Below are 24,019 nucleotides of genomic sequence, written 5' to 3'. Positions count from 1 at the left end.
AACCCTTCAATTTCCAGAAACCTGAAACTGCCTGACCTTTACCGAAATTGTGTGACCACATTTCATTTGAATCAGGAACGTTTCGCACCAACTAAAGCACCCGTTAGCTTAATAAGAAATTAGTTACTACCTTCTCACTAACTAGTTGTTCTCAACATCATTACTTATTCCAGTCGTCTGCCCTACAGCCGTAATTTTGCAAGTTGAAATTGCAAATCTTGCGATTGAATCAGGATTACCAGGGTCTATTGATAAAGTACCTAACACTATGCCAAGACCTGTTTGTTCCACGTTAAAATCTACTGCAATAGAACCATTAATTGCTAAAAGACTTACTGTAGAACCGATTAGTGTATCTAGCAATTATCTAATTGGTCGTTCACGACAATCACAATCGCACCCAGAATTAACAGGTGGCAACAAGTTGATTGTAGGTCCTGGTGGTAAAAATCCTACCCCTGTTACATCAGAAATATTTACCACAAAGGTTCCCGCTGCACCTGTGACAGTTACTAAAAAATCATTCACTTCAACAATATTGAATAAGAAAAAGAGTGGAGGTACATTTGGTGCATCTGCAATCGTGCTAAGAATTACAGTTTGCCCAACGAGTTGTTGTAAGACGGACTGCATTGGAGAAACACAACAGTCACAAAGACTCAAACAAGGGGAGTCTGGAGGAGGAAGACAACAACTATTAAGTGCTGTGTACTTAAGCGGCGGACAACATCCGTTAGGTTTTATTCTAGTAATTTTCTTTTCTTTGCACATAATTTCACCCCATCATTTCTTATAGAATATGTTTTTAAGAAATATGAGATTGGATTAAAGCCTACTCAGGTTCTTATTGAACAAACCTGCCCCGTTAGTAAAACTTTGGAGAATCGTCTAGCTATTTTTTGTAAATAATTATTTGGTTTGAATTATAAATATAGTATCTTCAACTTGACCTGGTGCAGATAGCTGGACACCCCCAGTCCAGTAGATTTTAACTTTTTGCCCCTTTTCAAATTTCGTATTCAAGATACTATTGATAAAGGGAACATCATAAAACGACCCCTTTGATTCAGAAGCTTTGGTCTCTAATATAGTGATTATTTCTTCTTTTGTTTTCCCTTCAATCTCAGCTTCATTAACATCAATTACCCAAACATTTGAATCAGAAGTTGATACAACATATCCTTCACTAATACTTTGATTGAAAAACCAAATGATTGAAACTGTAAATGCTAATAATAATACTAATAAAAAAAATCTTTTCATTTATTTTCACCCCAATTTATTTAAACCCTAATTATATGATTATTGCCTAACGCTATATTTCAACTCAATTATCTCCTTCATTTTATCATTTGCACCCTCTGCTTTGTGTTCCAAATATATGGTATCGCTATACAACTAAACTGGTTCAATAAGAAAAAAGAGCTCCCTAAGAAGCCCCTGTTGTTGAACTAAAGCACCACGTTAGTTGAACAAGGTCATAAAGCTAATTTTTAATATCTTTATGTAAATATCCTGTCACTACTGTTTTAAAAGGATTGATTTTCAAAAGATATTGTATCCAGGCTCTGCTGTGTTAGTCACAGTTCTTACTGTTCGATCCGTATTGGTGCCAGACTTTTACCACCGATGGTACAGTAATTACCGATAGGAAGTTTAAGCCCTATCCCAGCACCTAGTTCACTAAAATCAGAGAATCTTGTTTGTGTTGATAAAGCATTACTAAGATTTGGTTCTATAGCAGTAGTGCTTGGAGCTTTCGAGAGGGCTATTGCTATAAATTCATGTTTTGAGTCGATATCAAACTCTATGAATCCTTCTCCATACTCGTTGTATAGTTCTAAAATTTGTTCTTTTTGTTCGTCAGTAAGAACAGGTGTCTGTAATTTAAGTCCATTATTTTCTTCATTTAGGGCAATTTTAGTATACTTTGATAGATTCAAATGCTTAGTCTTTCCAAAAAAATTATCTTGAATTGTAAAGAGTTCGACCTCAGAAAATCGGACATTTTCAACAATTATATTCTTTTCATCAGCAAAATCAGTATACAAACTTGAAGTAATTTTAGCTGCAGGATTCTTTTTAAATTGAACAACTAACTCATCTTTTTCGTTGAAATAACGGCTACCCAAATCTCTAAATTCTTCGCTTGTCAAATTGTGATTTTTTAAAATAGCATCGAACTTAGATAAATTTTCTTGCTGTAAAGAACTTGCTTCAACTGTACTTAGTCCAAATAAGAAAAATGCAGTCAAAGAAAAAGCCAGTACCAAAGACTTTTTCATAAAATCAATCCCATCTTAATTTATTTGTACCAGTTATAATAAAACCATTACTAAATACAGTAGTCGTTTTTATTTGGAAAAAGTTTCATAATATCACAAACAAAGTCTATACCGATTTTTTGTGAAATAAAAACAAAGAACAATACTGTGACTATATTCACCCAATGACCATATAAGACTTCCCATCACTTTCATTCCCCCTACGGCCCTTTCTCTAAAATCCTTTTTCTTTTATACATCTATTAATAGATATAGCTGATTACAATAATCGTTTTCCGAAGTTCTTGTTCGACTAACCTGCCCCGTTAGTTTAATAAGAACAGAGACGCTTGTTTAACAATCGCGCACGATTATTATTGAAACATTTAATTTTGCTCTGATTTATTTTCAAATTCTTTTACACGCTTTTCTAGTTTTTTAATTTTAGATTGCGTGTCTAAAACAAATATTAAGGCTATCAATGCAATTCCCACAGCCGCTTGCTCCATAAATAAAACCCTCCCGACATAATGTGCTATTCATTTATCTGGTCCGATTGTTGAATACAAGTTAAACAACACTCTTCAACTAACCTGCCCATTAGTTCAACAAGGTTTCATTGAATAGTTGAGCAGGTATCTATTTTGTTAGACTATTGCATTTTTAAACAAAGATGCAAGGTTTTCTACTAGTTGAGCTTTAGTAAGATCATCGTGATATATACGATAAATTTTTGTCTCGTCTGAATTTAGTTTGACAAATATAGGATCGCCGCTACCATGAGAGCAACTAGCTAGAAAAACGTATCCGTCTTTTAATGCAGATATTCCAGGTTCAAATTCAGTACTTTCTTCAATTATGTCGTTAACACCACCACATATCATATAAGAAATTCCTTCATATTCCTCATCTGGCTCATCCTCTTGGACCCCAAACTCCGTGTCAATTAAAGGAACGGTTGTATAAAGTTCGATATACCAATTTGGTAACTTTATCTTCAATTCATTTTCTAATTTTTCAATGTCACTTTCGCTTGCTGTTTTACCAACAAAATCAGGATATTTCATCTTAAGTCTATCGATCAGTCTTCTGGCTTCCAAAGTAATTTCATTATCCATCATAATTTACTACCCCCATAAAGAGTTCACTTAATTCAATGTGTATGCACACATGTTTACATGCAACTTTAAAATCAGTGACTTTTATTCGGCTCTTTTCGTTTGGAAAAATTGAACAATAATAACCACAGACTTAAAAGTTCCTTCTTGAACTAACCTGCCAGTTACTATAAGTACATACTTTCACAAAGTCGATAAAAAGATTGGCCCCTAAATTGGTTCTGTTACTTAATTTCTTCGTAAAATATAATTCTGTTTGAGAAAGGGTCGATAACTGTTAATTCAATAGTATCCCAGGGTGTTTTTTCAATAGCTGGTTTGGAGTATGAATATTCCTTTTTCGATAATGAAGAATGGAAATTTTCTAAGTCATTTATTTTAATTCGAATTGTACTACCTGGAGAGGAATCACCATGATGTTCAGAAAGATGCAAAACTGCATCATTTAAGGATACTTGAAAATAAACAGGCATATTTTCCGAATACTGGTGTTTCCAATCCATTTCAAAACCTAAGTAATTTATATAAAATGAGTTGGCTTTTTCAATATCAAAAATTCGAAAGATAGGTGTAATCATGTAATATAGCACCCCTATTTCATATATTTTAGTTAAGTGATTTAATCATGAAATTCGGTTACTCCTTCTTGAAGTAAAGCTACTGTTAGTGGAAGATTCATTAAAACTACCAAGTTAAATCATTTAAGAATGTAAGAATATCCTTGTTCACATCGTTAATGTCCGTGCCTAATGTCATTAAATGTTTAGAGTTCGGATACCCCTTCATTGTTTTTTGATTCGTCGCGACGGTTTGAAAAATTGCCTCTGCACTCTCTTTGTACAATGGTTCATCTAATTCACCATACATAATACGAATTGGTGATTTTAATAGTGTTAATTCATCCATCGTACTATCAATTAGCTGTTGGAACTCAACTAATGAATCGATAGACATATTTTGAAGCTGTTTCATTTCTATATTTATTTGTTCTTCATTTTTCCCTTCAAGTTGTTTGTATCTTTTTGCATAATGAAAGACACGCTTTTGAAGAAAAGTAGCTTCTCTATGTAAAGGCACTGACATTGTAACAACACCATTTATCTCCAACTCTTGACCCACTTTTAATGCAAACACACCACCAAGGGAGAGACCAATCACAGCTATTTTTTCAAAACCTTCATCCTTTAACAACTGGTAACCGTTTAGTACATCTTGCCACCAATCTGACGGTCTATATGTGAGAAGTTCTTCTGCTGTTAGACCATGTCCACTGTATAATGGTGCATAACAAGAGTAATTTTCCTTTTGTAAATACTTCCCCAATTTTTTCATATCAGTGGTATTGCTTGTAAATGAATGTAAGAGTAATACAGCTTTCTCTCCACCTTTATAGAAAAAAGACTTAGGGGGTACTATTTTCATCATTATTTTTAATACCTCACTTTTAATTTTAGCAACGGCAAAATTATTCGTTCAATAAACTACTTCTATAAATTACTAGTAAAAACCTGCTACTTCATTAAACTGTCTTGTTAGCGAATAAGAAAGGCATTATTGTTGTTTCAGTAGAGCAACCAGATAGTCTAATAAGATTTTATTCAGTATAATTAGTTCATTCAGAAACGGGGGGAATTATCATGCCATTTTTTACATCAATGTCACCACCGTTTACTCCAGCTATAAACTTACATTAATAACAGAATAAGAATCTGCGAGCTATAAGCTCTTTCGCAGAATCGAAGGAGTAGACGATGAACTCTAAAATTCAGTTCTTAGTATCAATGATACTCTTCGGCACTATTGGTGTATTTGTAAGATACATTGATTTATCTTCGAGTGAGATCGCTTTATTACGTGGTTTAATCGGCGGTATATTTTTAACGGTAGTCATGTTCATGATGAAGAAGAAAATTTCATGGGCATTGGTTAAAGTAAATGCTTTAGTTTTAATACTTTCGAGTATTGCACTCGGGGGGAATTGGATTTTCTTTTTCCAAGCATTCAAACATACGACCATTTCCAACGCAACATTAAGTTACTATTTTGCACCTGTGATTGCCCTGATTCTTTCACCACTTGTCCTCAAGGAAAAATTATCAGCTAAGAAAATAATCTGTATCGGTGTTGCCATGCTAGGTATATTGTTCATTGTTGGTAATGTTGGTGTTAGTACGTCTGGATTGGATGACTTAATTGGGATTGGTTATGGATTAATGGCAGCTGTCTTATATGCTTCATTAATGCTACTAAATAAATTTATCAAAAACATGGATGGGTTAGAAACTACATTACTTCAACTTGGAACGGCGACAATACTTCTCATTCCGTATGTATTCTTTACGGAGGGATTCGGAATTTTGGAAGTATCGAGCTCCTCCATTCCATTTATTTTAATCATAGGGATTGTACATACAGGTATTGGATTCTTGTTATTCTTCTCAGGTATGCAGAAATTAAAAGGGCAAAGCATCGCTGCACTAAGCTACGCAGATCCAATCACATCATTACTAATTTCAGCTATTATCTTGCAAGAGCAAATGACATTTATTCAAATGCTAGGTGGTGCATTGCTTTTAGGTGCAACATTTGTTAGTGAAACGAAATCAATGAAATTGTCAAAAGGTAAATTAATTTAACAAAACAGTGTGAGGCAAATGCTTCACACTGTTTTGTATTTTAAAGCGATTATGTTACATGACTAAAATCTCGAAATCATGGCTAATTCGCATCGACAAACATACGATATATATAATCAAGAAAATTTCTCGGAAGGGATTTATACAATTATGCAACGGATAAAGTTTGCGCTTAAACAATTCCTATACGAGCCTATGTGGTTTAGAATATTAATCTCGACAACTTTGCTCATTTCAGTAATTTTTAGTAGTTCATTTTTCTCGAGTAATGCTTACTTTCAAAGTAGTTCCAAATTAGCCGCTGCTATCTTTTTTTGTGCTTATGGTATTAAAATGAGAAGAAATTTTAGAAACTCCTTCATTTTATTTACTTTAGCATTAATATGTATTTTCCTATCAATCCTAGCAATATATTAGTGAGTATATTCCTCTAAATAATTTCCAATCTGCCCTTCGAAAAAATACATCTTGGTCAAAGATAATTGGCTTTTCAGACTAACGAATGGAGCTGGAAAAATGGATTTATTTTTGTGGATTACTGTTTTCTCAGGTACCTTTATCGCAATTTTCGCCGCTAAAAAGAAAAAGAAAAAATGAAATTTGTTTATGTTGAATCAGGACTGTCGATCGACAACTTGCTGTCTAGGTAGTGTGAATTTCTTGGTATTGCCAACTTCATTTCCTCTTTTGTTGAAGAGCAAAAATGCCTACTTTGCACTTGTTAGTGGAAGCTAGACGCATTTCATAAACTAGGTTCCACTAACGAGGCTACCTCGAATACATTTATCTCACAAATGTAATAAAGTCAATATTAACTGGTTCAAAACCATCTGCTCGAAGCCGTGAATTAATCTGTCCTCGATGGTACTGACCATGCAATGCTACATGAGTCAAAATATCCCGTAAAGAATTCTTAAACTCTGTTCCTTTGGTATTTGTGTAGATTATTAAATTATCTATATCAGCTTCTACTAAGTCAGTGAGATACTCTTTAAAACTTACTTCATTGAGCATTACAAGTTCTGCACAGATTTCAATGTCAACGTCTTCCCAGACCGGCAATTGTGAACTGTCCATTCCTTGTAATCTGGCAATCCAAATTCTTTCTCCAAACAGGATATGAGAAAACAAACGATTTGCCTCTTGATTTCCACCTTCAATACTTTGCAATGTTTCAAGGATACGTTGGTTAGCCCAATTTAAATGGTCATACATCTTTTGAATCGTTTTCAATGAGAATCACACCGCCAATGATTGAATTTTCCAATAGTATTTCCCCTTATAAAAATCATAATTCCCCAAACATAATATCACAACATAACCCCATTAGTTCGAGAGATTTAAAAAGATTCCTCTTCAACTAAATTGCTTCATTAGATCAATAAGAAAAAAAGAGCTGCCTAAGCACCCCATGTTATTCAACTAAAGCAACCGTTAGTTTAATAAGAACAGAGACGCTTATTAAACAATCGCGCCAGTTTGCCTAATATTGTTTCTCTTTATTATTCAAATATCTAGACACAATAATTTGAAAAACAATGATAGCTGCACCAAGAATCAGAATGAATATTGGTCTTTCACTTCGGCTGTAAATATTAAAAATAAAGAATACCCCAATTATCCAAGTAAAAAAAGAAATGATAGCTACAATTATTTTTGTTCGTTTCAAAAATCCTCTCTCACTTTCATATCTATTTTATAATTCTGTTCAACAATCTGGCCCGATCTTTGAACTCAAGTTAAACAACACTCTTCAACTAACCTCCCTCTTTAGTTCAATAAGAAAAAAGGCTTTACTCCTTCTTGAAGTGAAGCAACCATTAGCGAAAAAAGAAAATAAATATATATGTTAAATTAGTTGTACTAACTCTGGATTAAAGGCTACGAAATGAGGCATCCAACAATCAGAGTGTTCCGTACCGATTTCGTGATTATTTAAGCAATTCCTATTCATACCATCACAACCATCTAATCCGCAACAACCGTTTAATCTGCTTTGATCCGAATGATAGTTTGAATTGATTAGATCCTTAATGTTTATTATGATAAAACCTTTTAATCCTACTTTGTAAGTTATTCCATCATCAACTACATAAAAACCTTCAGGAATATAACCGTGACCAACATTCATATCCAATAAATTCAGGTCTTTTAACTCCGATACTGGTTTGGAAACTTCTAAATTACAGGATTTACAAATCAGTTTCAATTTAGTGTTCCTCCCCTTAATATGGATATATGTTTCACTATCTGCTATAAATCTATATTATTATTGTAGAACTAACTTGCATCATTAGTGAAAAAGCGTCTCCACTTATTGTAGAAACGCTTTCGTTAGTTGAACTAAAAAAGTCAATCTATACTTAAAAAGACTCTGTCGACAAGTCCCTATGGTTCATGTTTTAATGATAGTCTTTATTGCGGATCTCTTTTCGATCGCCATTCGCATATTTGAGATGACACCAAGAAGCAATACTAACGACATAACCATTTTTTCAAAAGGTGTTCCTAACAATTGTTGTATAAATCCAAAAGACCAAAGTACTACAAAAAACCAACACATAACGGTTATTGCTCTTTTGTATTTGTATATCTTATTTCCGCCAACAATTAGCGTGAAAACCAATCCTATGATAGAAATAATAATATTGGAAATAGATATTGGCAGTTGAGTTGCTAAGGATTCTGACCTTCCACCATTTACCCACGTAAATGGAATAATCCCGCTAATAATAAGAAATTGTATTAAGAATGTCAAAGAGTAAAAACAGATCCCCATATTTACAGCTGTTTTCATATTAACTTTTCTAAGCTTTTCTAACATACAATCACCTCATTTCTTCTCGTTAGTGAAAAAGCATCTTCACTTACTATATGAAAAGCGTAACTGTTGTTCCAGTAATATTTGTTAGCTTGAAAAGCATAAATGAAGAGGGATCTGTTACTTCTGATGAAAACCATCTTCGATTTCAGCTTAGATTTAGACCCTCAGCAAGCCACGGAAGCCCCTTGCAGCATAGTAGGAATCTGCTCCATTGTGGTATAGAAAGACAGTGTCGTAGCGAAGATCACAAAAGAGAGCCCCGCCGAGATTTCTAATATTGGCAGGTGTTTGCACCCAGCTCGATGTTTTCATATCGAAATTCATCATTTTCTGCAGGTCCCGATATTGTTCTTCCGTTAAAATTTCAATACCCATGGCATTTGCCATATCCATAGCGTTATTTTCTGGTTTGTGTTTTTTCCTTGATTCGAGTGCTTTAAGGTCGTAACAAACACTTCTGCGACCTTTAGGACTTTCTACGGAACAATCACAAAAAATGTATTCGCCTGTCTTTTCATCAAAGCCAACAACATCTGGTTCCCCTTCAGTTGCTTCCATTTCATTGAGAGACCATAGTTTTTCAGGATTCGCTTCGAGCTTAGCTTGTACTGTAGCCCATTCAACACCTTCATGGCGGTTCCTATTTTTCTCAAAACGAGTTTGCAATGTTGCGAGGAGTTCCTCACGTTGTTCTTGTGACAACTGTTTATTTGCTTCTGTCATATTCGTTTCCCCCTTATTGTTTTAACTACTTACTGCTATTTTTACCAAGTTTGGTGTTTTATTTTCATGGAAGCTGATTAAGAGCATAGTTCTGTATTCGTTATTTTTCATTCGTATTCCTCTATCATTCGACAACTAAAAATAGCAAACTCGATGGATCTCCTTTATTTTCCATCATAAAGTCAAACTAGCCAAAAATAAACAAAGAACCAGTCACATCAACAAGGAATAAACGAGACCAAAACCCTTGATATGAATGGTTCTTTTTTAGAGTTTGTGTGAACTTAGAAACCAAAATCACTTTATACTACTGCATATGAACATAGACGCGTCTTGATTCATGAAAAGTTCATTTCCATGATGGAATGTCTTCATTTCAATTGATTTAAATCCAACTTCGGCTAATCCTTTTTTCAGTTCTACATGCGAAAAACCGTTATGGACTTTCGGATGATTTATTTTATCGTTTTTATCAAAATCAATAATAATGAGCTTGCCGCCCTTATTTAAAATGTTGAACAAGCCTTGCAAAATTTTTGGAGTATCTGGTATATGAAGAAGAACGAGCGACATTAAAACGATGTCTGCCTTTAGTTCAGTAGTTTCTTGAGTGAAATCTGAATGAAGTACTTTGGCATTGGTAATGCCTTTGTGCGCAATCTTAGCTTTCGCAACTTCCAACATTTGCTCTGATGAATCCACCAATAATACAGAATCTACTAGATCTGACAATTCCAAACTAACTAGCCCTGTACCACTCCCATAGTCGATTAAAGATAATGATTTACTATTTCGTAATACTGGTCTTACTTCCTTCACTACAACTTTAGCCAATTCAATTCTAAACTCTGTATCATATCTTTTTGCCATCTGTTCAAAGACGTTGTTTTCCATATGCCGCTCCTCTGTTAATTAGATAATTTTAGCTTATCCATCATTATAGCAAAAATGAAAACCTTAAGGGACTATTCCCCCTCTAGGCTCTGAATACGGATTAAACGAGGAAAGCGACCATTTGTTGATATGGCTGCATTTCTTTTATTTGCTTTATGTAATAAAATTCAGTGCATAAAAGAAACAAAAAGATCCCCCTCCAATCAAAAATACCATGAAGGGGGATTTATTCTAATACTACGCATTGCCGTAATTACCGAAAGTGACGACCTACTCATTATTTACTCTTCAGAAGAACGTGTTTGCTGTGTAGCCAGTGTCTCCCAGAAACGAATGTCTTGGTTTTCGATAGAACGGTCTGCTATCGCACGCACCGTTGCATCAAGCGTTGTGATTGTCTGCTTAATCAAGTAACCGTTGCTTTTTTGTCCTAGAACGGCAGACTCATTGTAATGATCCGACATGCCGCGCATCTCAAACAGCAGCGTAGAAATACCATATTCAACCGCGATTCCATTACGGCTAATCGTTTCAGCTGATCCTCCATTGTATTTGCCTAGGTGTCCCCAGCCTGTTGAATCGACAGCATCAAACACAACCGCACCCAGTTGTTTTGACTTCAGTAATACATCTGGATTGACATTCGGTGTTGTCGGGTAAAGAATGGAGCCCGACACTAGTTCTCCATCACGCTCACTTTGGGCGCCTTGGTGGTGTAAATCAATCATATAGTCAATATCATATGCCTGCATAACATTGTCATGAAGCGCTTTCGTTTCAGGTTGAAATTTCGTTACGTGATCCCGGTTCAAGTCCACCCCTAGCGCATTATAACGGGTTAAATTTCGTCCTCCGCTAGCTATATAATCATCTAGGGAAAAATCGACATCTCCCATTGCGCCGTCTGCATTGAGCATTGGAACAATTAATATATTAACCCCGTCAGTGACACCTTTCATCTTGCCCGTACCGAGATGTTTGATGAACTCAAGTGTCCCTTCCGTTGTCAGCTGCTCATTCCCATGCTGTTGCGTAAGAAATAGAATCGTTGGATTTTCGGGATTTTTCATGTATTTAACTAGATACAAATCTCTTCCTTTCACGCTTTGACCAATCACTTCAAGTTTCATATCCTTTTGTTTTGCTTCCTGCTTCTTGAGACTATCCACCATTTCGTCATACGTGTGTAGGATGGATGTATTTATTGTTTCATTACCGCCATAGTTAGGCCCGTTTCCTACAGCTTCTGCAATAGGGGATGCAAACGGGGATGCGCTTAGTACCATTGCTCCTGCAAGTGAAAATGCGAGTATTGATTTTTTCATTCTTTTCTCTCCCTTTTCTTTAACAATGTATTGTTTACGATGATAATTTCCCGCTTCAGTTCGTAGGCCTGTAAGCAGTCAATGGAATGTTCTCGTAGTCATCAGGGTTTAAATTTTCGACTGATCCGTCTGCAACTGCGTGAATAATACCACTCAGACCTCTTTCAACGGCTTTTACGAGTTGTCCTTTTTTCTTTTGCCCCATATTTTGTGTTTGGCCAGTTACTTCAAAGAGTACAGTGCCGCTGCCATTCAAAGCGAATGTACCAAGTGCTGTCCCAGGAAGGTCCAGCCCCTGCGAATAAAGCGTAATATTCTTGAACGGCGAATTGCCGTAGGACTGTAATTCATTATAGGCAGCAAGGTTCAACTGTCTTGAGAAATCATAATTGTATGCATCTTTATACTGCGCATATTTTGCGCCCGCCGAAGTATTCGGGTCCGGAACAAATTGCGCTGATAAGGATAATGTCACTTCATCGGCAGTACCTTCGACATAATACATCCCTTGATGATGCAGGTCGACGAAGACATCTACTTTTCCATACTCCTCTTGTAACGATTTGTATACATCGCGTACGGTTTGCGCTTCAGGTGTGATAAACCAGCCTGGTGAACTAGAGTTACCTGGAAAGTCTTTTGCTTGAGGGACATAGTTTAGATTCGGATTGAAGTCTCGATTGACGTCAAAGCCAGGATTTTTACTATAGTCATACATTTGGCTAATGCCACGGTCCAGATAGTTCCAAGCAGGAGCTGCCTCACTTAACTGTGGAAAGTCAGCAAGTATCTCTTCCCAAGTCATATCGTTCCGCCTTTTGTCCATCTCTGACGCATCAGGATTCATTTTCGGTAGAAAGACGAGTGTTACTTCATCGCGAATCTTCTTTGCTTCAGGTGAATTACTTGACCCTATTGATTTGAGTAAATTGAGGACCGCTTCAGTCCCAGTCTTTTCATTCCCATGAATTTCGCTCTCAATGAGGATAACCTTCTTGCCTGTCCCAACGGTCGCTTTGTAAATATCCCGGCCTCTATTGGATTGACCGACGACTTCTACAACGACATTCCCCTTGCTCGATTTCTCAATTTGCTGAAGCGTCTTTTGCATCTCACCATAATCCGTGAATCCCGAGATTGAATTGTTATGATGCGATTCTTGATTGTCCGGATTTTCCGCCGCATATGCAGGCATTGCGAGACTTGCGCATAGCGTCAAGATGCCAACCGTACTCATGATTTTTTTCTTCATAAAACAAACACTCCCCTTTGTCATTTTCACTGAACCTTTTCCTGCCAATAAATCTACTTACCTATTCAACCCCGGTACATCTTTGCGCACGACATCGAACACACCCGCTCCGATAATTTCTAAAGCAGATTGCATACGTTCAACGGAGATATTGTCAGCTATTGTATCTTGTGGCGTGTGATACACTTTTTCAATATGGTAAACTAGTGGGTCCCAGCTATCGATCCCCATCCAAATAAACAGTGCTGCAGGAATACCTGCATTATGGAAAGGAACATGGTCACTAGATCCAAATTTCCCTGGTAAAATATCAGAATTACCTAACCGAGCGCCCGCCGCTACAGTCGCGTTAGTTGCAAGATTCGTACTGCCATCTACAGTCATCGCGTAAAGGTTTGTAGCCGCTTCGTATTTTGTTGCAACCATATCCGGATTAAAGACGACTTCGATATTAGCTCTTTCAGCTGGGGTTAATTGATCCACATAATGCCTCGCCCCTAGCAAGCCCCGTTCTTCTGATCCGAAGGCAATAAACTTGAGATCCTTGTCCGTGTTATATCCTTTGTAAACGCGTGCTAACTCAAGCATTAAGCCTACGCCAGATGCGTTATCATTGGCCCCAGGTGCACCAACAACACTATCCATATGTGCACTTAACAACACTTCTTTTCCATTTCCATTTTTACTCTTCGCTTTTTTCGTTCCAATTACATTCACAGATTGCAAGTTCGAATGGCGTTTTGCAGTTAATCCAATCGTGACGGTTTCTTTAGCCAACCGTTCTTTTAACCATTCACCCTGAATATAAGCTGCTCCGAACACTGGGATATCAACTGCTTTTGTCAGGTTCGGATTAAATGTCGAACCATAGTTTCCACGACTTCCACCAACACTATGAAGAATGACACCCTCTGCTCCAGCATTGATTGCATTCTCAACTTGCAAACGGTAGTTAGCTGTCGGACTTGCTTGCTTCAATAAAACCACTTTCCCTGTCGCATTTTCCGGAAAGTCACTTGCCTTTGTTCCATCTTCGACGTAGATGACTTCTGAATTCACTGGCACATCACTTACTTTGCCATTCGCGGCCGCTCCCATTTGCCATGAAGATCCATCGGCAAACGAAACGTCCGCTATTAATTGATCCGCAACAGGGAAATATTGATACTCAATCTCATATCCATAGCTTTTTAATGTATTCGCTACATAATCGGCGGCTTGTTTTTCAGCCTCTAGTCCGCCGGGTCTTGGACCGATTTTTTCTGACAAGTATTTGACATGTTCAACCGCTCTTTGTGCTTCGACCCTTTTTACAACTTTATTATCATGCGCGGCACCAGATCCCCCATTTTCTCCAGCGATCGTGTAACTAATCGGCACTTGTTCAACAGGTGCAGCAATCGTTAATGCAAACGGTGATGAGCTTAGCACCATTGTTCCAGCTAGCGTAAACGTTAGTAATGTTTTCTTCATTCTACTTTGATTAATACCGACCTTTTTCAATAAAATCCCTCTCCCTGTATCTATTTTTCTTAATAGATGTACTTATTAATTCATTTCGTTTACATACCTGTCACTTGCACTGTTTTCTTCTCACTTTCCAATCATTTTATAAACAGAGGCACCAACTAGATCTCCAGCTTCTTTAAGCCTTTCCCTACTGATGTGTTCAATCGTGTCTTGCGGCGTATGATAGTAAGGCTCCAAGTTGGCGGTGCCTGGTTCACGGCGAATGAAATTCACTGCCGCAATTCCTGCATCATGGAATGAAACATGATCAGATGCTCCTCTTTGATAAAGAACTAACTCGGAAGGTGTGGCGATTCTTGCTGCAGTCTCAGCAGCTGTCTGTGAAACTAGATTCGAATTGCCATCAACCGTGTTCATATAAATCGCAGTTGCATTTTCCCACGAAGTTCCGACCATATCCATGTTAAAGTTACCAATGCTGCGGCCGATTTCATCTGCGGTCAATTGGCTGACATAAAAGCGGGAACCGACCAAACCGATTTCTTCAGCACCTACAAAAGCAATTCTTAATTCCTTTTCAATTGGATAACTTTTTAATACACGCGCGATTTCCAATGCAACGGCCGTCCCTGAAGCATTGTCGCTTGCACCGGGTGCAAATGGAACACTATCGTAATGTGCAGATACATGTACAATATCGTGTTTGCCATTCTTTTTCGGGGTACGCTTTGCAATAATGTTTTGCGAAGTCATATTCCCTATAAGCTTCACGTTTAGTGTGACAGTTTCATTTTTCAACAAGACATCTTCCCGTAAAGCTTCACCGCTCATTTTCGTGATTCCACCTACTGGGATTGGCGCATTATTACTAATGGACGGATTCAAAGGGCTAGCCTGTTCAACATTGTTGTAAATCAGCACAGCAACTGCGCCAGCTGCATAGGCGTTCTCCACTTTCTGCTGGAATGTTAATTCTCCCCTCGAAATTAATGCGATTTTCCCTGCGGATTCCGCATTGAAATCAGCCGTATGCCCTAAACCCGCATCATAAAGCTGGGCTACCAATCCTTCATCGGCTGTAGCCGCTGAACCTGCGGGAATGGTAATAAGCACTTCATCACCATTAGCAGTTTGTAAATGGCCTATCGTCTTATCCGGAATGCTGAATTCTTGTACCTCAATTTCATACCCGTAGGATAGAAGACGTTCCTTAATAAAGTTTGCCGTGTATTTTTCTTCCTCGGTTCCCGCCACACGTGGACCAATCGTTTCACTTAAAAAAGCCGCATCTCTATACAAGTTTGCCGCACTAATTCGAGCAATGACCTTTTGATCGAAAGCCGCATTGCTTTGCCCTTTTTCCGATGCAGCAACCGCAATCCCCGACTCAAACACATGTCCAGGCATACCATTAATGCTAGATGTAGCAATTAAAGCAGTCAGCATGACAATCCTAAACTTCTTTTTCATCTTCACATGAGCACACTCCTATCCCCTGAAAATTTTGACTACTAAAGAGGGTATTCCCTTCCCGACTTACCAATCCCTTCCATAAAAATTAAAACAGTTATAACCTCATACCTTTTAACGAAAGAAGAGTTCATATGAATTACATGCCCTATGTGTATTTGGAACTACTTTCAGTTACTTCGTTTATTTCTCCATTACTATATATTTAGAACTAGTAAAGTACACTACTTCCTGATTGTTGAAACTGCGAATTTTGGGTGATTTTTGTATTTCATATTCTATATCTCATGGCAGTTATGTAACAAGATTGGCTGAGCATAACCCATCAATTGTCGATAAAAAAAGTAGGGACGCAGTTACGTATCTACTCTCCAGTTAGTGATATATCGCACACTAAAAAAGTCACGCGCCTCCCTATACAGAAGGCGCGTGACTCAGGTATTCTATCCACTTACGAACGCTAATAATCTCAATGATCCCGGTTCACGATATAATTCAAGAAATGCTTCAAAAAAGTCGTATTGCGTGGGATTTCTTGCAGTGTTTCCATCGCAGAACAATAATGATCCCACATCTCTTTTCTGGCATCTACCACTCCTAGGATGGATACAAATGTCGTATTGTTGTTTTCTGCATCTTTTCCAATGGGTTTTCCTAGTACGTTATGATCGCCTTCCACATCCAGTAGGTCATCTTTAATCTGAAAGGCAATGCCGGCATGACGGGCAAATTTTTTCAAAGCTGCCATTTCCAACTCCGTTGCGTGGGCGAGAATGGCAGGCATGATGAGAGAAGCTTCAAATGCGATTCCAGTCTTATAAAAGCACATCTCATTCAATTGTTCCTTTGTCAATGGTTTCCCTCTGGCGTCCAAGTCCATCGCCTGTCCCCTACATATATCCGCTACGATTTGAGACGAATAGCGAATCAAGCGTAGCACCGTTTTCGGTTCGTACCCGTCAAGTGAGGTTTGTTCTTCAACCGCTTTTTGGGTCAGGAAAAGTCCAGTTAATTCAGCTGTGGCACTGTCATACACCTGATGCAGGGTTGGACGCCCTCTCCGCGTGGGCGCATTATCCTGGGATGGCATATCGTCGAAAATGAGGGATGCCGTATGCATATATTCCAATGATTTCAGAAGTGGATAGATGGACGATTCATTTAGCCCGTATCCGTTAACACCCATAACCCAGGTCATGATTGGCCTGAGTCGCTTGCCGTCCCCTGCCAAACTGTAATTTGCCGCATCGATGATTGGCTCTTTCATCAAAAATGCATTCCCTACCTCTGGAATAGGTAAAAATTCGTTGATTTGATTGCGTACAGTCTCGATTGTATCTAAAAAGGTCTCCTGCTCTTCCCGTTCACTCTTTAGATTCGTAATCATATGATCGCGCAGCAGTTTATCAAAGAAATCCACATTATCTGCTTTTCGAACCATATGTTGAATGACACGATTGAATGAAGGATTTCCCGAAGCGAATAACTCCATAACCTCATTGTACTTTTTAGTGCCCATACGCTTTTTAAATCGTTTCAGCCCGTTGATGGCACGACCCAGTATCACCTCACGCGTCTTGCTATCTGAGTCATAGACATTGTGGATCAAATTGAAGATGACCGTCCAGTATAATTCAAAGGGATTTATGAGATCCGCGCGTGTATCATGATATTTCATATAATAGGTATAAGGTGTGACGCTTCCTTCACCTAAGTCATCAAACATATCCGCAAAATCATCCGCCAGCTGGTTGTAAATGCCATATAAAAATGTTCGGTTATGGAAGCCCGCGTCTTCAGGAGCACTTATTACTGAACGGGTAATCAAACGTGAAGAAGAAGATTTTAAAATGACAGGGATATAAAGTTCTTCATTGGTGTAATTCGCATTAGATAGATTCTTTACACGATCCACTTCCTGGGAATTAAAAAACACGTAGGACTGCTCGAAAAAACTTTTTCTTGTCTCTGGCAGCTGTTGGCCCTTAATATACTCAAAGGCATCTCGGAGTTCCGAATGAGCAAACCGGATGAGTTCGGCGTTTTTCCCCGTCCACTTATCCAATTCAGGAACAGTTCCTGTGATAAGTGTGGACCGAATTAATTCTGAATAACGTTTTTTCTCTTCACTTGATAAAACACTGGCATCGAGAAGGTCGTCAATAAATGGATACGTCAGACCATAGGCATACCCAAGCCTAATCGCCTCATGAAGCTTCCGGGTACGTTCTTCAGGCGTAATCTCAGCGTCCATTTCTTCGATCACATGCAGGATAACCCCGGCGATGATTTTAATCAGTTTCCGCTTGGCTTCCTCAGCATCCATACCCTCTGGAATATGGGCGGATACAGACTTTATTTTGTCCATCACCCAGATCATGCTGGATTCAACGCCTTCCTTCTGGGCGAGCCGATACATTCCAGCCATGCTAAACATCTCCAAATTGCTTCCAGGATTTTTCGGATTGGAATCAATCAGGTGATTTTTCAAACTATCGACTGTACGTTGAACCCTGGCTTGTGTATCCGGTAAGTTCAATGCCTTACCCAGATCGCGCATGTAAATATAGGAGATACTCCGATCCAAGTAATTATCTAGTTTACCTGTGTAATTCAGCCATTGGATATAAGCGTGATACCCTTCCGAACCAGACTTTCCCTTTCCGCGCGAAAAAAAAGATAGCATCGGGAAAGGATGCATATGGTTCTGTTTCCAAGACTGTATGTCTTTTATCAAAACAGGGACATACGCTTTTTGCACGAGCTGTTCAGAAAGTGATTTAAAATAATCAGCAGCCTTCTGCTCCGCCAACCGATAACTTGCATCGGCATTTATCATTAACTTCTCATTCATACGAATCAATACCTCTACTTAAAGTTTTCATATATAAATGTATGCAATATTGATCAGTTCAATGTTACTAACCTAAACACTATCCCAAACTTTTCACAAAAACTAAATTATTTTATTCAAGAAACGATACACCGACTTAAAAATAGTGCTTGTGCATTAAACGTCGTAGACAAGCATTTCACAGTAGTTAGTCATACAGTCAGCCATACAGCTGATTTTGATTGTATTATTATCAAATTGTAGCGTATACTCCGACTTTTTTCACGAACAGCGTACCTGGAATTCATTCACAAAAACATAGCCCGTCGGAAATTCGAGGAGGTTCATTGGAGACAGAATGCGGATAGTTGGCATCTACGGGCTTTTGTTGAACACTTTGAAGAGTTTGTTGGACACTCGGCCGAGTTCGTTGGACACTCCCAAGCGTTTGTTGGAAACCTACTATTTCATTTATAGGCATCTATATTTTATTATCCGAATCTTCGTAGAGGTTTTATTATTTGATAGCAGGGTATTTCACTTACTAGCACCAACACTATTAAAATAATAAAAATCTTAGGAGGAAAATTGATATGGCTGACAAAAAATTTGTAGGTACATTCCAAAATGAAACCGAGGTTTTGAATAAGATTGATGAGTTAAAACTACAGGGGTATTCTGATGATGACATTTATATTGTGACAAATGATGCGGATCGATTATCGATTGTCCGTGGGGAAACAGATGTCGACCTTCGCACACCGGAAGGCAACTGGATGGACAAATTCATGGCTTTCCTTAGCGGAGATGAACCCGTCAGAGGCGCATTTACGAACATGGGGTTCAGTGAAGATGAATCCAACCGCTATTTCGATGAAGTCAAAGCTGGCGGAATCTTACTTTACGTAGACCGTGAATACGGAAATCTCTATGGAAATCCTGAGAAGGAATACCAAGCCGGGTATACAGATCCGAACATCGGCTCAAATCTTGTCGTTGATGATTATGAACCTACAAATATAGCAATGGATGCAGAACGAGAAGAAAGTCTGCAACTACATGAAGAGAAGCTCAATGTCGACAAAGAACGCTATCAGGCTGGCGAAGTGAACGTCACTAAGCATGTTGTAGAAGATATACAAACAGTTGAAGTGCCCGTGACGCGGGAAGAAGTGTATATTGAGCGGCGCGCTGTAACTGACGAGACTGCTGCCGGCGAAGTCTTTGATGATGGCGAAAACATTCATATTCCCGTCATGGAAGAACGGGTTGAAGTGACAAAACGTCCTGTCGTCAGCGAAGAAATCATCGTTGGCAAGCGCGAAGTCCATGACACGGAAACGGTCAGTGAAAGCGTGCGTCGTGAAGAAGCGGATATCGACCGGACGGATAATCTGCTGGATGCACATGACGAAACGGTCATTGACCCATTGGAAGCGAAGCGATTTGAGCGAAGTGATTTAAATGACAATCCTTTGACCGATCCTTTGAATGATCCTTTGAATAATCGTAATCGACTTTAATCTTTTGAAAAGGAGTTTGCTTAGGCAAGCTCCTTTTTTTGTGTAATCAAATTTGGTTCCTATGTGAGAATTCTTCTTTCCGCACTCTCTTTTTTGCCATGCAAGAAATAGTACAATACGGCGGTCCCCAAAATGACAAAGGCTAAAATGACAAATAACATTCTGTAACCCGTAACTGGTATGACAAAGCCCAGTAAGAATGGTCCAAAACCAAGGCCAGCATCAAGGGCAATGAAGAATGTCGATGTGGCAAGACCTAATCGATGTGGTGACGTTAATTTAACAGCGATGGCTTGGGTGCTTGATTGCATATTACCGAAGCCAAGGCCAATCAGACCACCTGCTATAAGTAATGTAGCCCCCGCACCTACTGAACTAAGTAAGAACATTCCAGCTGCAAAGAGGATGAAAGCGGGATACATCACGAAATTGGCACCTTTATTATCCATTAAGCGGCCCGTGAATGGACGGGATAATAGAATCACGACTGCATAGACAACGAAGAAAAAGCTTGCAGTTTCTACTAAATCAATTTCGATGGCATAGAAATTGATGAACGAAAGGATGCTAGAGTAGCAAAAAGAAACCATCAATGTGATGAATGCGATAGGTAATGCTTTAGGTTCAATGAAATTCGAGAACTTGAATTTTTTGGATTCTTTCACTTTAGTTACTTCAAGTTTCGGTACATGTACGAAGAATGCAACAATTAAAGAAATGACTCCTAAAATAAGACAGAAAGTAAAGATCATTTGGAAGCTCGTAACCCGGCTCATATAAAGCCCTATAAAGGGTCCAATCGCGGTAGCCAGTGTCGCACTCATGCTGAAGTAGCCAATCCCCTCTCCCCTTCGTCTTGGTGGAATAATCTGTGCCACAATGGTGCCGGCTGCCGTACTCGCCATCCCAAGTGACATCCCGTGGATTAACCGGTTAAACAACAGGAAAGGAACGCCTAGATTTATGAAATACAATGCTGTTGTCAAAGTGAACAGGACTAACCCGATTATCAAGGTTTTCTTGCGACCGATTATATCAATGACACGTCCGATATAGAGCCTTCCAAATAAAGTCCCAACAATAAAAACACCTGTAATGAGTCCGGCATCACTTGTAGAAGCACCTAACTCCGTGACTGCATATACGGCGATCGTCACCATTAATAAATAAAAGATTAGCATTAATAAGAAATTGGCAGAGGACACAATCAAAAAATCCTTTGTCCACAGTTTTTGTTTAGATTGATTCAAAACGCTATCCCCTTATTCTCTCAAATTATTCTGTATTTCTCCCATAATTCTGATTGTCTCAAGTTGTTCTTCTTCTGAGATTCCTTTTAAAATAACTTGTTCGAATTGATCAATGGTAGCACGGATATCTATATATACTTTTTCCCCAAGCTCTGTTAGCTGCATCCTTTTTTCTCGTTTGTCTTTGCTTGGAACATGGCTAATATAACCCATCTCCTCCAAACGTTGTATGGTCCTTGTAACGGTAGGTTTTTCTACGCTTTGATAATTGGAAATCTCAACGAGTGTTCCTGAGCCATTATTGTATATGTAGAACAAAGTAGACCATTGCGCTCTGTAAAGACCATACTTACTTAGTTGAACGTTAAGGTGATGCTCAAAGCGCCGGTGCAATAACATGAATTGTTGAAAAAACGTTCGATATGTATTTATGAATAACACTCCTCTTAAATAGTTAGCGTAGATAACAATTACCCTAGGTAACTATATATATTATCAGAAACAAATTAAATTGTACATAAAAATTGGTACCCACTGGCGTTGCATAGCTGTAAAAAAACACCTACAAATAATAGTGTTTGAAAATGCAAAAAGGAGCTCCGTCTGTAAAATAATAACTGAGGACTAAACCAGTTTTTATCATATAGAAAGGAGACTCCCCATGGGAAGCATCAATATAGTACTTATGCGTCAGAAAATCAGCGAACCACTTCCGTACCTACAACCCAATCATAAACATTTTTCCTTTTTTTATTCGTAAGAGGAATAATTAGATAGATTACGATTGCAAGATTGACAGCATTTAAAATCACAAAAATGGTAACCTCAGAAAAGGCAGTTGGGAGCATTAATCGCCATATACCAAAGTGAGCAACCTCCCAAGGAAGAAACTTAATTGCCGTTCGTAAAGCGGAGCGACCGATTCCAATACGCTGACCGACGCCGTCAACAACACGGATGCCCATTTTCCGCTTCCCCCATGTCCCCTGCCATCTAGAGGATTCACATGAAATAAAATAGAGCGAAACGGGTAACGTGATCATAAAATAGCCTGTCAGTTGAGCTGTTGCTGGGGAACTTGAAAATAAGGGAGTAATAGATGATCGAAATACGAGAGAAATCGTACCTACAACAAAAACACCGTAACTAACAATAACGAGATAATCCAACAAAAAAGCGTAAATTCGGGTTTTAAATGAAGCATAAGCCATCGTAATCATCTCCTATACTTTCATTTTATAATCTCCCAAAAAACAATCCCTCTCCAATTAGATTACCAAAAAGTGTGGTGAACTAGTTAACATTATTTGTCCATCATTCGCTGATAAAAATCGGTAAAAAAGCGCTCTTTCTTTTTATAATGAAACAATAGATTCCTCTCTAACACCATTCAAAGCGCACGAAGATACAATTTCGGGCGCTCCCCCCACTTCTCTGGCTTGCCCATTGCCATTTAAATACGTGCGATTCCTTTTTGCGGATCAATCAAAGACCTTCCGTACTACTTGTTCTGCTAAAAGCGCATTGGAGTTATAGACTCGTCCGGAGCTTGTGTAGCCTAAATCAGTATCCCCGAATGCAGTAACGATTTGGAGATTTCTTTTGGGTTTTAATAAAACCACCTTGCATAGATGGTATTCAATTTTGCTGTTTAGCCTGTTAACGTATATGTATTCTCGCAAGTAGTATGGTATAATTTGTCTATGAGAAAAATACTTGTTTTGATAATTCTATTAGGTGTTTTGTTCTTTTCATCGGGGCAAACGTATGAGCAGCAATCGCTAATCCCAACTTTGGAGAAGTGGCTGCCGGGCGAGCCGTTAGCATCATTGCTATCGAATTTGCGCATCCCGTATTGGGGTGAGACGATTTCAGTTGATGAGCGTGGCTATTACGCGTTTGTTGAGTTTCTGCTTCGAAAGAGTGCGCATTTCTTCATTTTCGGCTTCATCGCTACTGCAATTTATCTCGTTTTGCCGAAGCATCTGTTTCGTTTCATGACGGCTACTTGGCTGACACTGTTTGTCGCAATTGGCGATGAGTACCACCAGTCCTTGACGGGTGGACGGACGCCAGCGGTTCAAGACGTACTTCTCGATATGGCGGGCGCGGCTACGTTTCTCATCATTTTACGGCTAATTTTGTTTATGAAACGACCTAAAAAAAGAAGAAAACGCTGAGACAAAATGTCTCCTGCGTTTTCTTCTTTTTTGTCTTGATTGGTGATTGAGTACTTTACTTCATAGTCTATTCGATGTGCTAGTATCTTAGCATTGTAATCCTTTCCGAAACTTTGTGCGTAGGGTTTGTCGTAGAAGTAGCCATAGCTGGCGCTTTCACCATTCGCTTACTTTGTCGTATACTCTTTTTTCGCGTTGCCGTCCAATGTATTCAATCCGCCATCCGCTTGTGATAGGAGACTGTCAAGCGATAGAAA

General features: G+C 38.5%; 22 protein-coding genes and 1 pseudogene. 3 read left to right on the top strand and 20 right to left on the bottom strand.

Annotated elements, in window-relative coordinates; translation table 11 throughout:
- Nucleotides 1-141: 141 nt before the first annotated feature.
- The 7 genes and pseudogenes from AC1TO6_RS15280 to AC1TO6_RS15250 all read right to left on the bottom strand — a co-directional run.
- Nucleotides 142-657, bottom strand: a pseudogene (locus tag AC1TO6_RS15280) (bclA protein); the annotation flags it as partial.
- 252 nt (nucleotides 658-909) lie between these two features.
- Nucleotides 910-1,263 carry a DUF3221 domain-containing protein gene (locus tag AC1TO6_RS15275; protein WP_482102479.1) on the bottom strand — a complete coding sequence of 118 codons (354 nt, stop codon included), beginning with the start codon at nucleotides 1,261-1,263 and terminating at the stop codon, nucleotides 910-912.
- Nucleotides 1,264-1,589: 326 nt separating this feature from the next.
- Complete coding sequence (locus AC1TO6_RS15270; protein ID WP_482102478.1) at nucleotides 1,590-2,285, bottom strand: hypothetical protein; 696 nt, start codon at nucleotides 2,283-2,285, stop codon at nucleotides 1,590-1,592.
- Between the two features lie 365 nt (nucleotides 2,286-2,650).
- Nucleotides 2,651-2,773: a hypothetical protein gene (locus tag AC1TO6_RS15265; RefSeq protein WP_482102477.1), complete on the bottom strand. Its 123-nt coding sequence runs from the start codon at nucleotides 2,771-2,773 to the stop codon at nucleotides 2,651-2,653.
- A gap of 138 nt (nucleotides 2,774-2,911) precedes the next feature.
- Nucleotides 2,912-3,385 (bottom strand): SMI1/KNR4 family protein, encoded by a 474-nt coding sequence (locus AC1TO6_RS15260; RefSeq protein ID WP_482102476.1) that lies wholly within the window; start codon nucleotides 3,383-3,385, stop codon nucleotides 2,912-2,914.
- A gap of 221 nt (nucleotides 3,386-3,606) precedes the next feature.
- Nucleotides 3,607-3,960: a glyoxalase superfamily protein gene (locus AC1TO6_RS15255; protein WP_482102475.1), complete on the bottom strand. Its 354-nt coding sequence runs from the start codon at nucleotides 3,958-3,960 to the stop codon at nucleotides 3,607-3,609.
- 106 nt (nucleotides 3,961-4,066) lie between these two features.
- Nucleotides 4,067-4,807: an alpha/beta hydrolase gene (locus tag AC1TO6_RS15250; RefSeq protein WP_482102474.1), complete on the bottom strand. Its 741-nt coding sequence runs from the start codon at nucleotides 4,805-4,807 to the stop codon at nucleotides 4,067-4,069.
- 326 nt (nucleotides 4,808-5,133) lie between these two features.
- Between AC1TO6_RS15250 and AC1TO6_RS15245 the strand changes: the two genes are divergently transcribed.
- The gene (locus tag AC1TO6_RS15245; protein ID WP_482102473.1) at nucleotides 5,134-6,018 is read left to right on the top strand and encodes a DMT family transporter; all 885 of its coding nucleotides are present in this window, start codon (nucleotides 5,134-5,136) and stop codon (nucleotides 6,016-6,018) included.
- Nucleotides 6,019-6,801: 783 nt separating this feature from the next.
- Here the strand turns inward: AC1TO6_RS15245 and AC1TO6_RS15240 are convergent.
- From AC1TO6_RS15240 to AC1TO6_RS15195, 10 genes are all read right to left on the bottom strand, one after another.
- On the bottom strand, nucleotides 6,802-7,251 hold the full coding sequence (locus AC1TO6_RS15240) for a DinB family protein (RefSeq protein ID WP_482102472.1): 450 nt from the start codon (nucleotides 7,249-7,251) through the stop codon (nucleotides 6,802-6,804).
- A gap of 616 nt (nucleotides 7,252-7,867) precedes the next feature.
- The gene (locus AC1TO6_RS15235) at nucleotides 7,868-8,227 is read right to left on the bottom strand and encodes a hypothetical protein (protein ID WP_482102471.1); all 360 of its coding nucleotides are present in this window, start codon (nucleotides 8,225-8,227) and stop codon (nucleotides 7,868-7,870) included.
- Between the two features lie 186 nt (nucleotides 8,228-8,413).
- On the bottom strand, nucleotides 8,414-8,842 hold the full coding sequence (locus AC1TO6_RS15230; protein ID WP_482102470.1) for a hypothetical protein: 429 nt from the start codon (nucleotides 8,840-8,842) through the stop codon (nucleotides 8,414-8,416).
- Between the two features lie 156 nt (nucleotides 8,843-8,998).
- On the bottom strand, nucleotides 8,999-9,565 hold the full coding sequence (locus tag AC1TO6_RS15225; protein ID WP_482102469.1) for a DUF4256 domain-containing protein: 567 nt from the start codon (nucleotides 9,563-9,565) through the stop codon (nucleotides 8,999-9,001).
- 297 nt (nucleotides 9,566-9,862) lie between these two features.
- A complete protein-coding gene (locus AC1TO6_RS15220; RefSeq protein WP_482102468.1) occupies nucleotides 9,863-10,459 on the bottom strand; it encodes a class I SAM-dependent methyltransferase in 597 nt (198 codons plus the stop codon).
- A gap of 281 nt (nucleotides 10,460-10,740) precedes the next feature.
- Nucleotides 10,741-11,784: a M14 family zinc carboxypeptidase gene (locus tag AC1TO6_RS15215; RefSeq protein WP_482102467.1), complete on the bottom strand. Its 1,044-nt coding sequence runs from the start codon at nucleotides 11,782-11,784 to the stop codon at nucleotides 10,741-10,743.
- A 55-nt stretch (nucleotides 11,785-11,839) separates the two neighbouring features.
- The gene (locus AC1TO6_RS15210; RefSeq protein WP_482102466.1) at nucleotides 11,840-13,036 is read right to left on the bottom strand and encodes a M14 family zinc carboxypeptidase; all 1,197 of its coding nucleotides are present in this window, start codon (nucleotides 13,034-13,036) and stop codon (nucleotides 11,840-11,842) included.
- 57 nt (nucleotides 13,037-13,093) lie between these two features.
- The gene (locus tag AC1TO6_RS15205; protein WP_482102484.1) at nucleotides 13,094-14,470 is read right to left on the bottom strand and encodes a M28 family metallopeptidase; all 1,377 of its coding nucleotides are present in this window, start codon (nucleotides 14,468-14,470) and stop codon (nucleotides 13,094-13,096) included.
- Nucleotides 14,471-14,629: 159 nt separating this feature from the next.
- Nucleotides 14,630-15,976, bottom strand: coding sequence for a M28 family peptidase (locus tag AC1TO6_RS15200; protein ID WP_482102483.1), 1,347 nt, complete (start codon nucleotides 15,974-15,976; stop codon nucleotides 14,630-14,632).
- A gap of 469 nt (nucleotides 15,977-16,445) precedes the next feature.
- Complete coding sequence (locus tag AC1TO6_RS15195) at nucleotides 16,446-18,830, bottom strand: polyprenyl synthetase family protein (protein WP_482102465.1); 2,385 nt, start codon at nucleotides 18,828-18,830, stop codon at nucleotides 16,446-16,448.
- Between the two features lie 572 nt (nucleotides 18,831-19,402).
- Between AC1TO6_RS15195 and AC1TO6_RS15190 the strand changes: the two genes are divergently transcribed.
- Nucleotides 19,403-20,332: a YsnF/AvaK domain-containing protein gene (locus AC1TO6_RS15190; protein ID WP_482102464.1), complete on the top strand. Its 930-nt coding sequence runs from the start codon at nucleotides 19,403-19,405 to the stop codon at nucleotides 20,330-20,332.
- Nucleotides 20,333-20,391: 59 nt separating this feature from the next.
- Here the strand turns inward: AC1TO6_RS15190 and AC1TO6_RS15185 are convergent, their stop codons facing one another.
- The 3 genes from AC1TO6_RS15185 to AC1TO6_RS15175 form a co-directional block, all read right to left on the bottom strand.
- A complete protein-coding gene (locus AC1TO6_RS15185; RefSeq protein WP_482102463.1) occupies nucleotides 20,392-21,582 on the bottom strand; it encodes an MFS transporter in 1,191 nt (396 codons plus the stop codon).
- 12 nt (nucleotides 21,583-21,594) lie between these two features.
- Nucleotides 21,595-22,023, bottom strand: coding sequence for a MarR family winged helix-turn-helix transcriptional regulator (locus tag AC1TO6_RS15180; RefSeq protein ID WP_482102462.1), 429 nt, complete (start codon nucleotides 22,021-22,023; stop codon nucleotides 21,595-21,597).
- Nucleotides 22,024-22,280: 257 nt separating this feature from the next.
- Nucleotides 22,281-22,793, bottom strand: coding sequence for an RDD family protein (locus tag AC1TO6_RS15175; RefSeq protein WP_482102461.1), 513 nt, complete (start codon nucleotides 22,791-22,793; stop codon nucleotides 22,281-22,283).
- A 492-nt stretch (nucleotides 22,794-23,285) separates the two neighbouring features.
- On the opposite strand from AC1TO6_RS15175, the gene AC1TO6_RS15170 reads away from it, so the two are divergent.
- Entirely contained in the window at nucleotides 23,286-23,762 is a 477-nt protein-coding gene (locus AC1TO6_RS15170) for a VanZ family protein (RefSeq protein ID WP_482102482.1), read from the top strand.
- The last annotated feature ends 257 nt before the right edge of the window (nucleotides 23,763-24,019 follow it).

The sequence above is a fragment of the Sporosarcina sp. Y352 genome (assembly GCF_056786535.1).
This window is presented reverse-complemented; position numbering and strand designations above follow the sequence as displayed.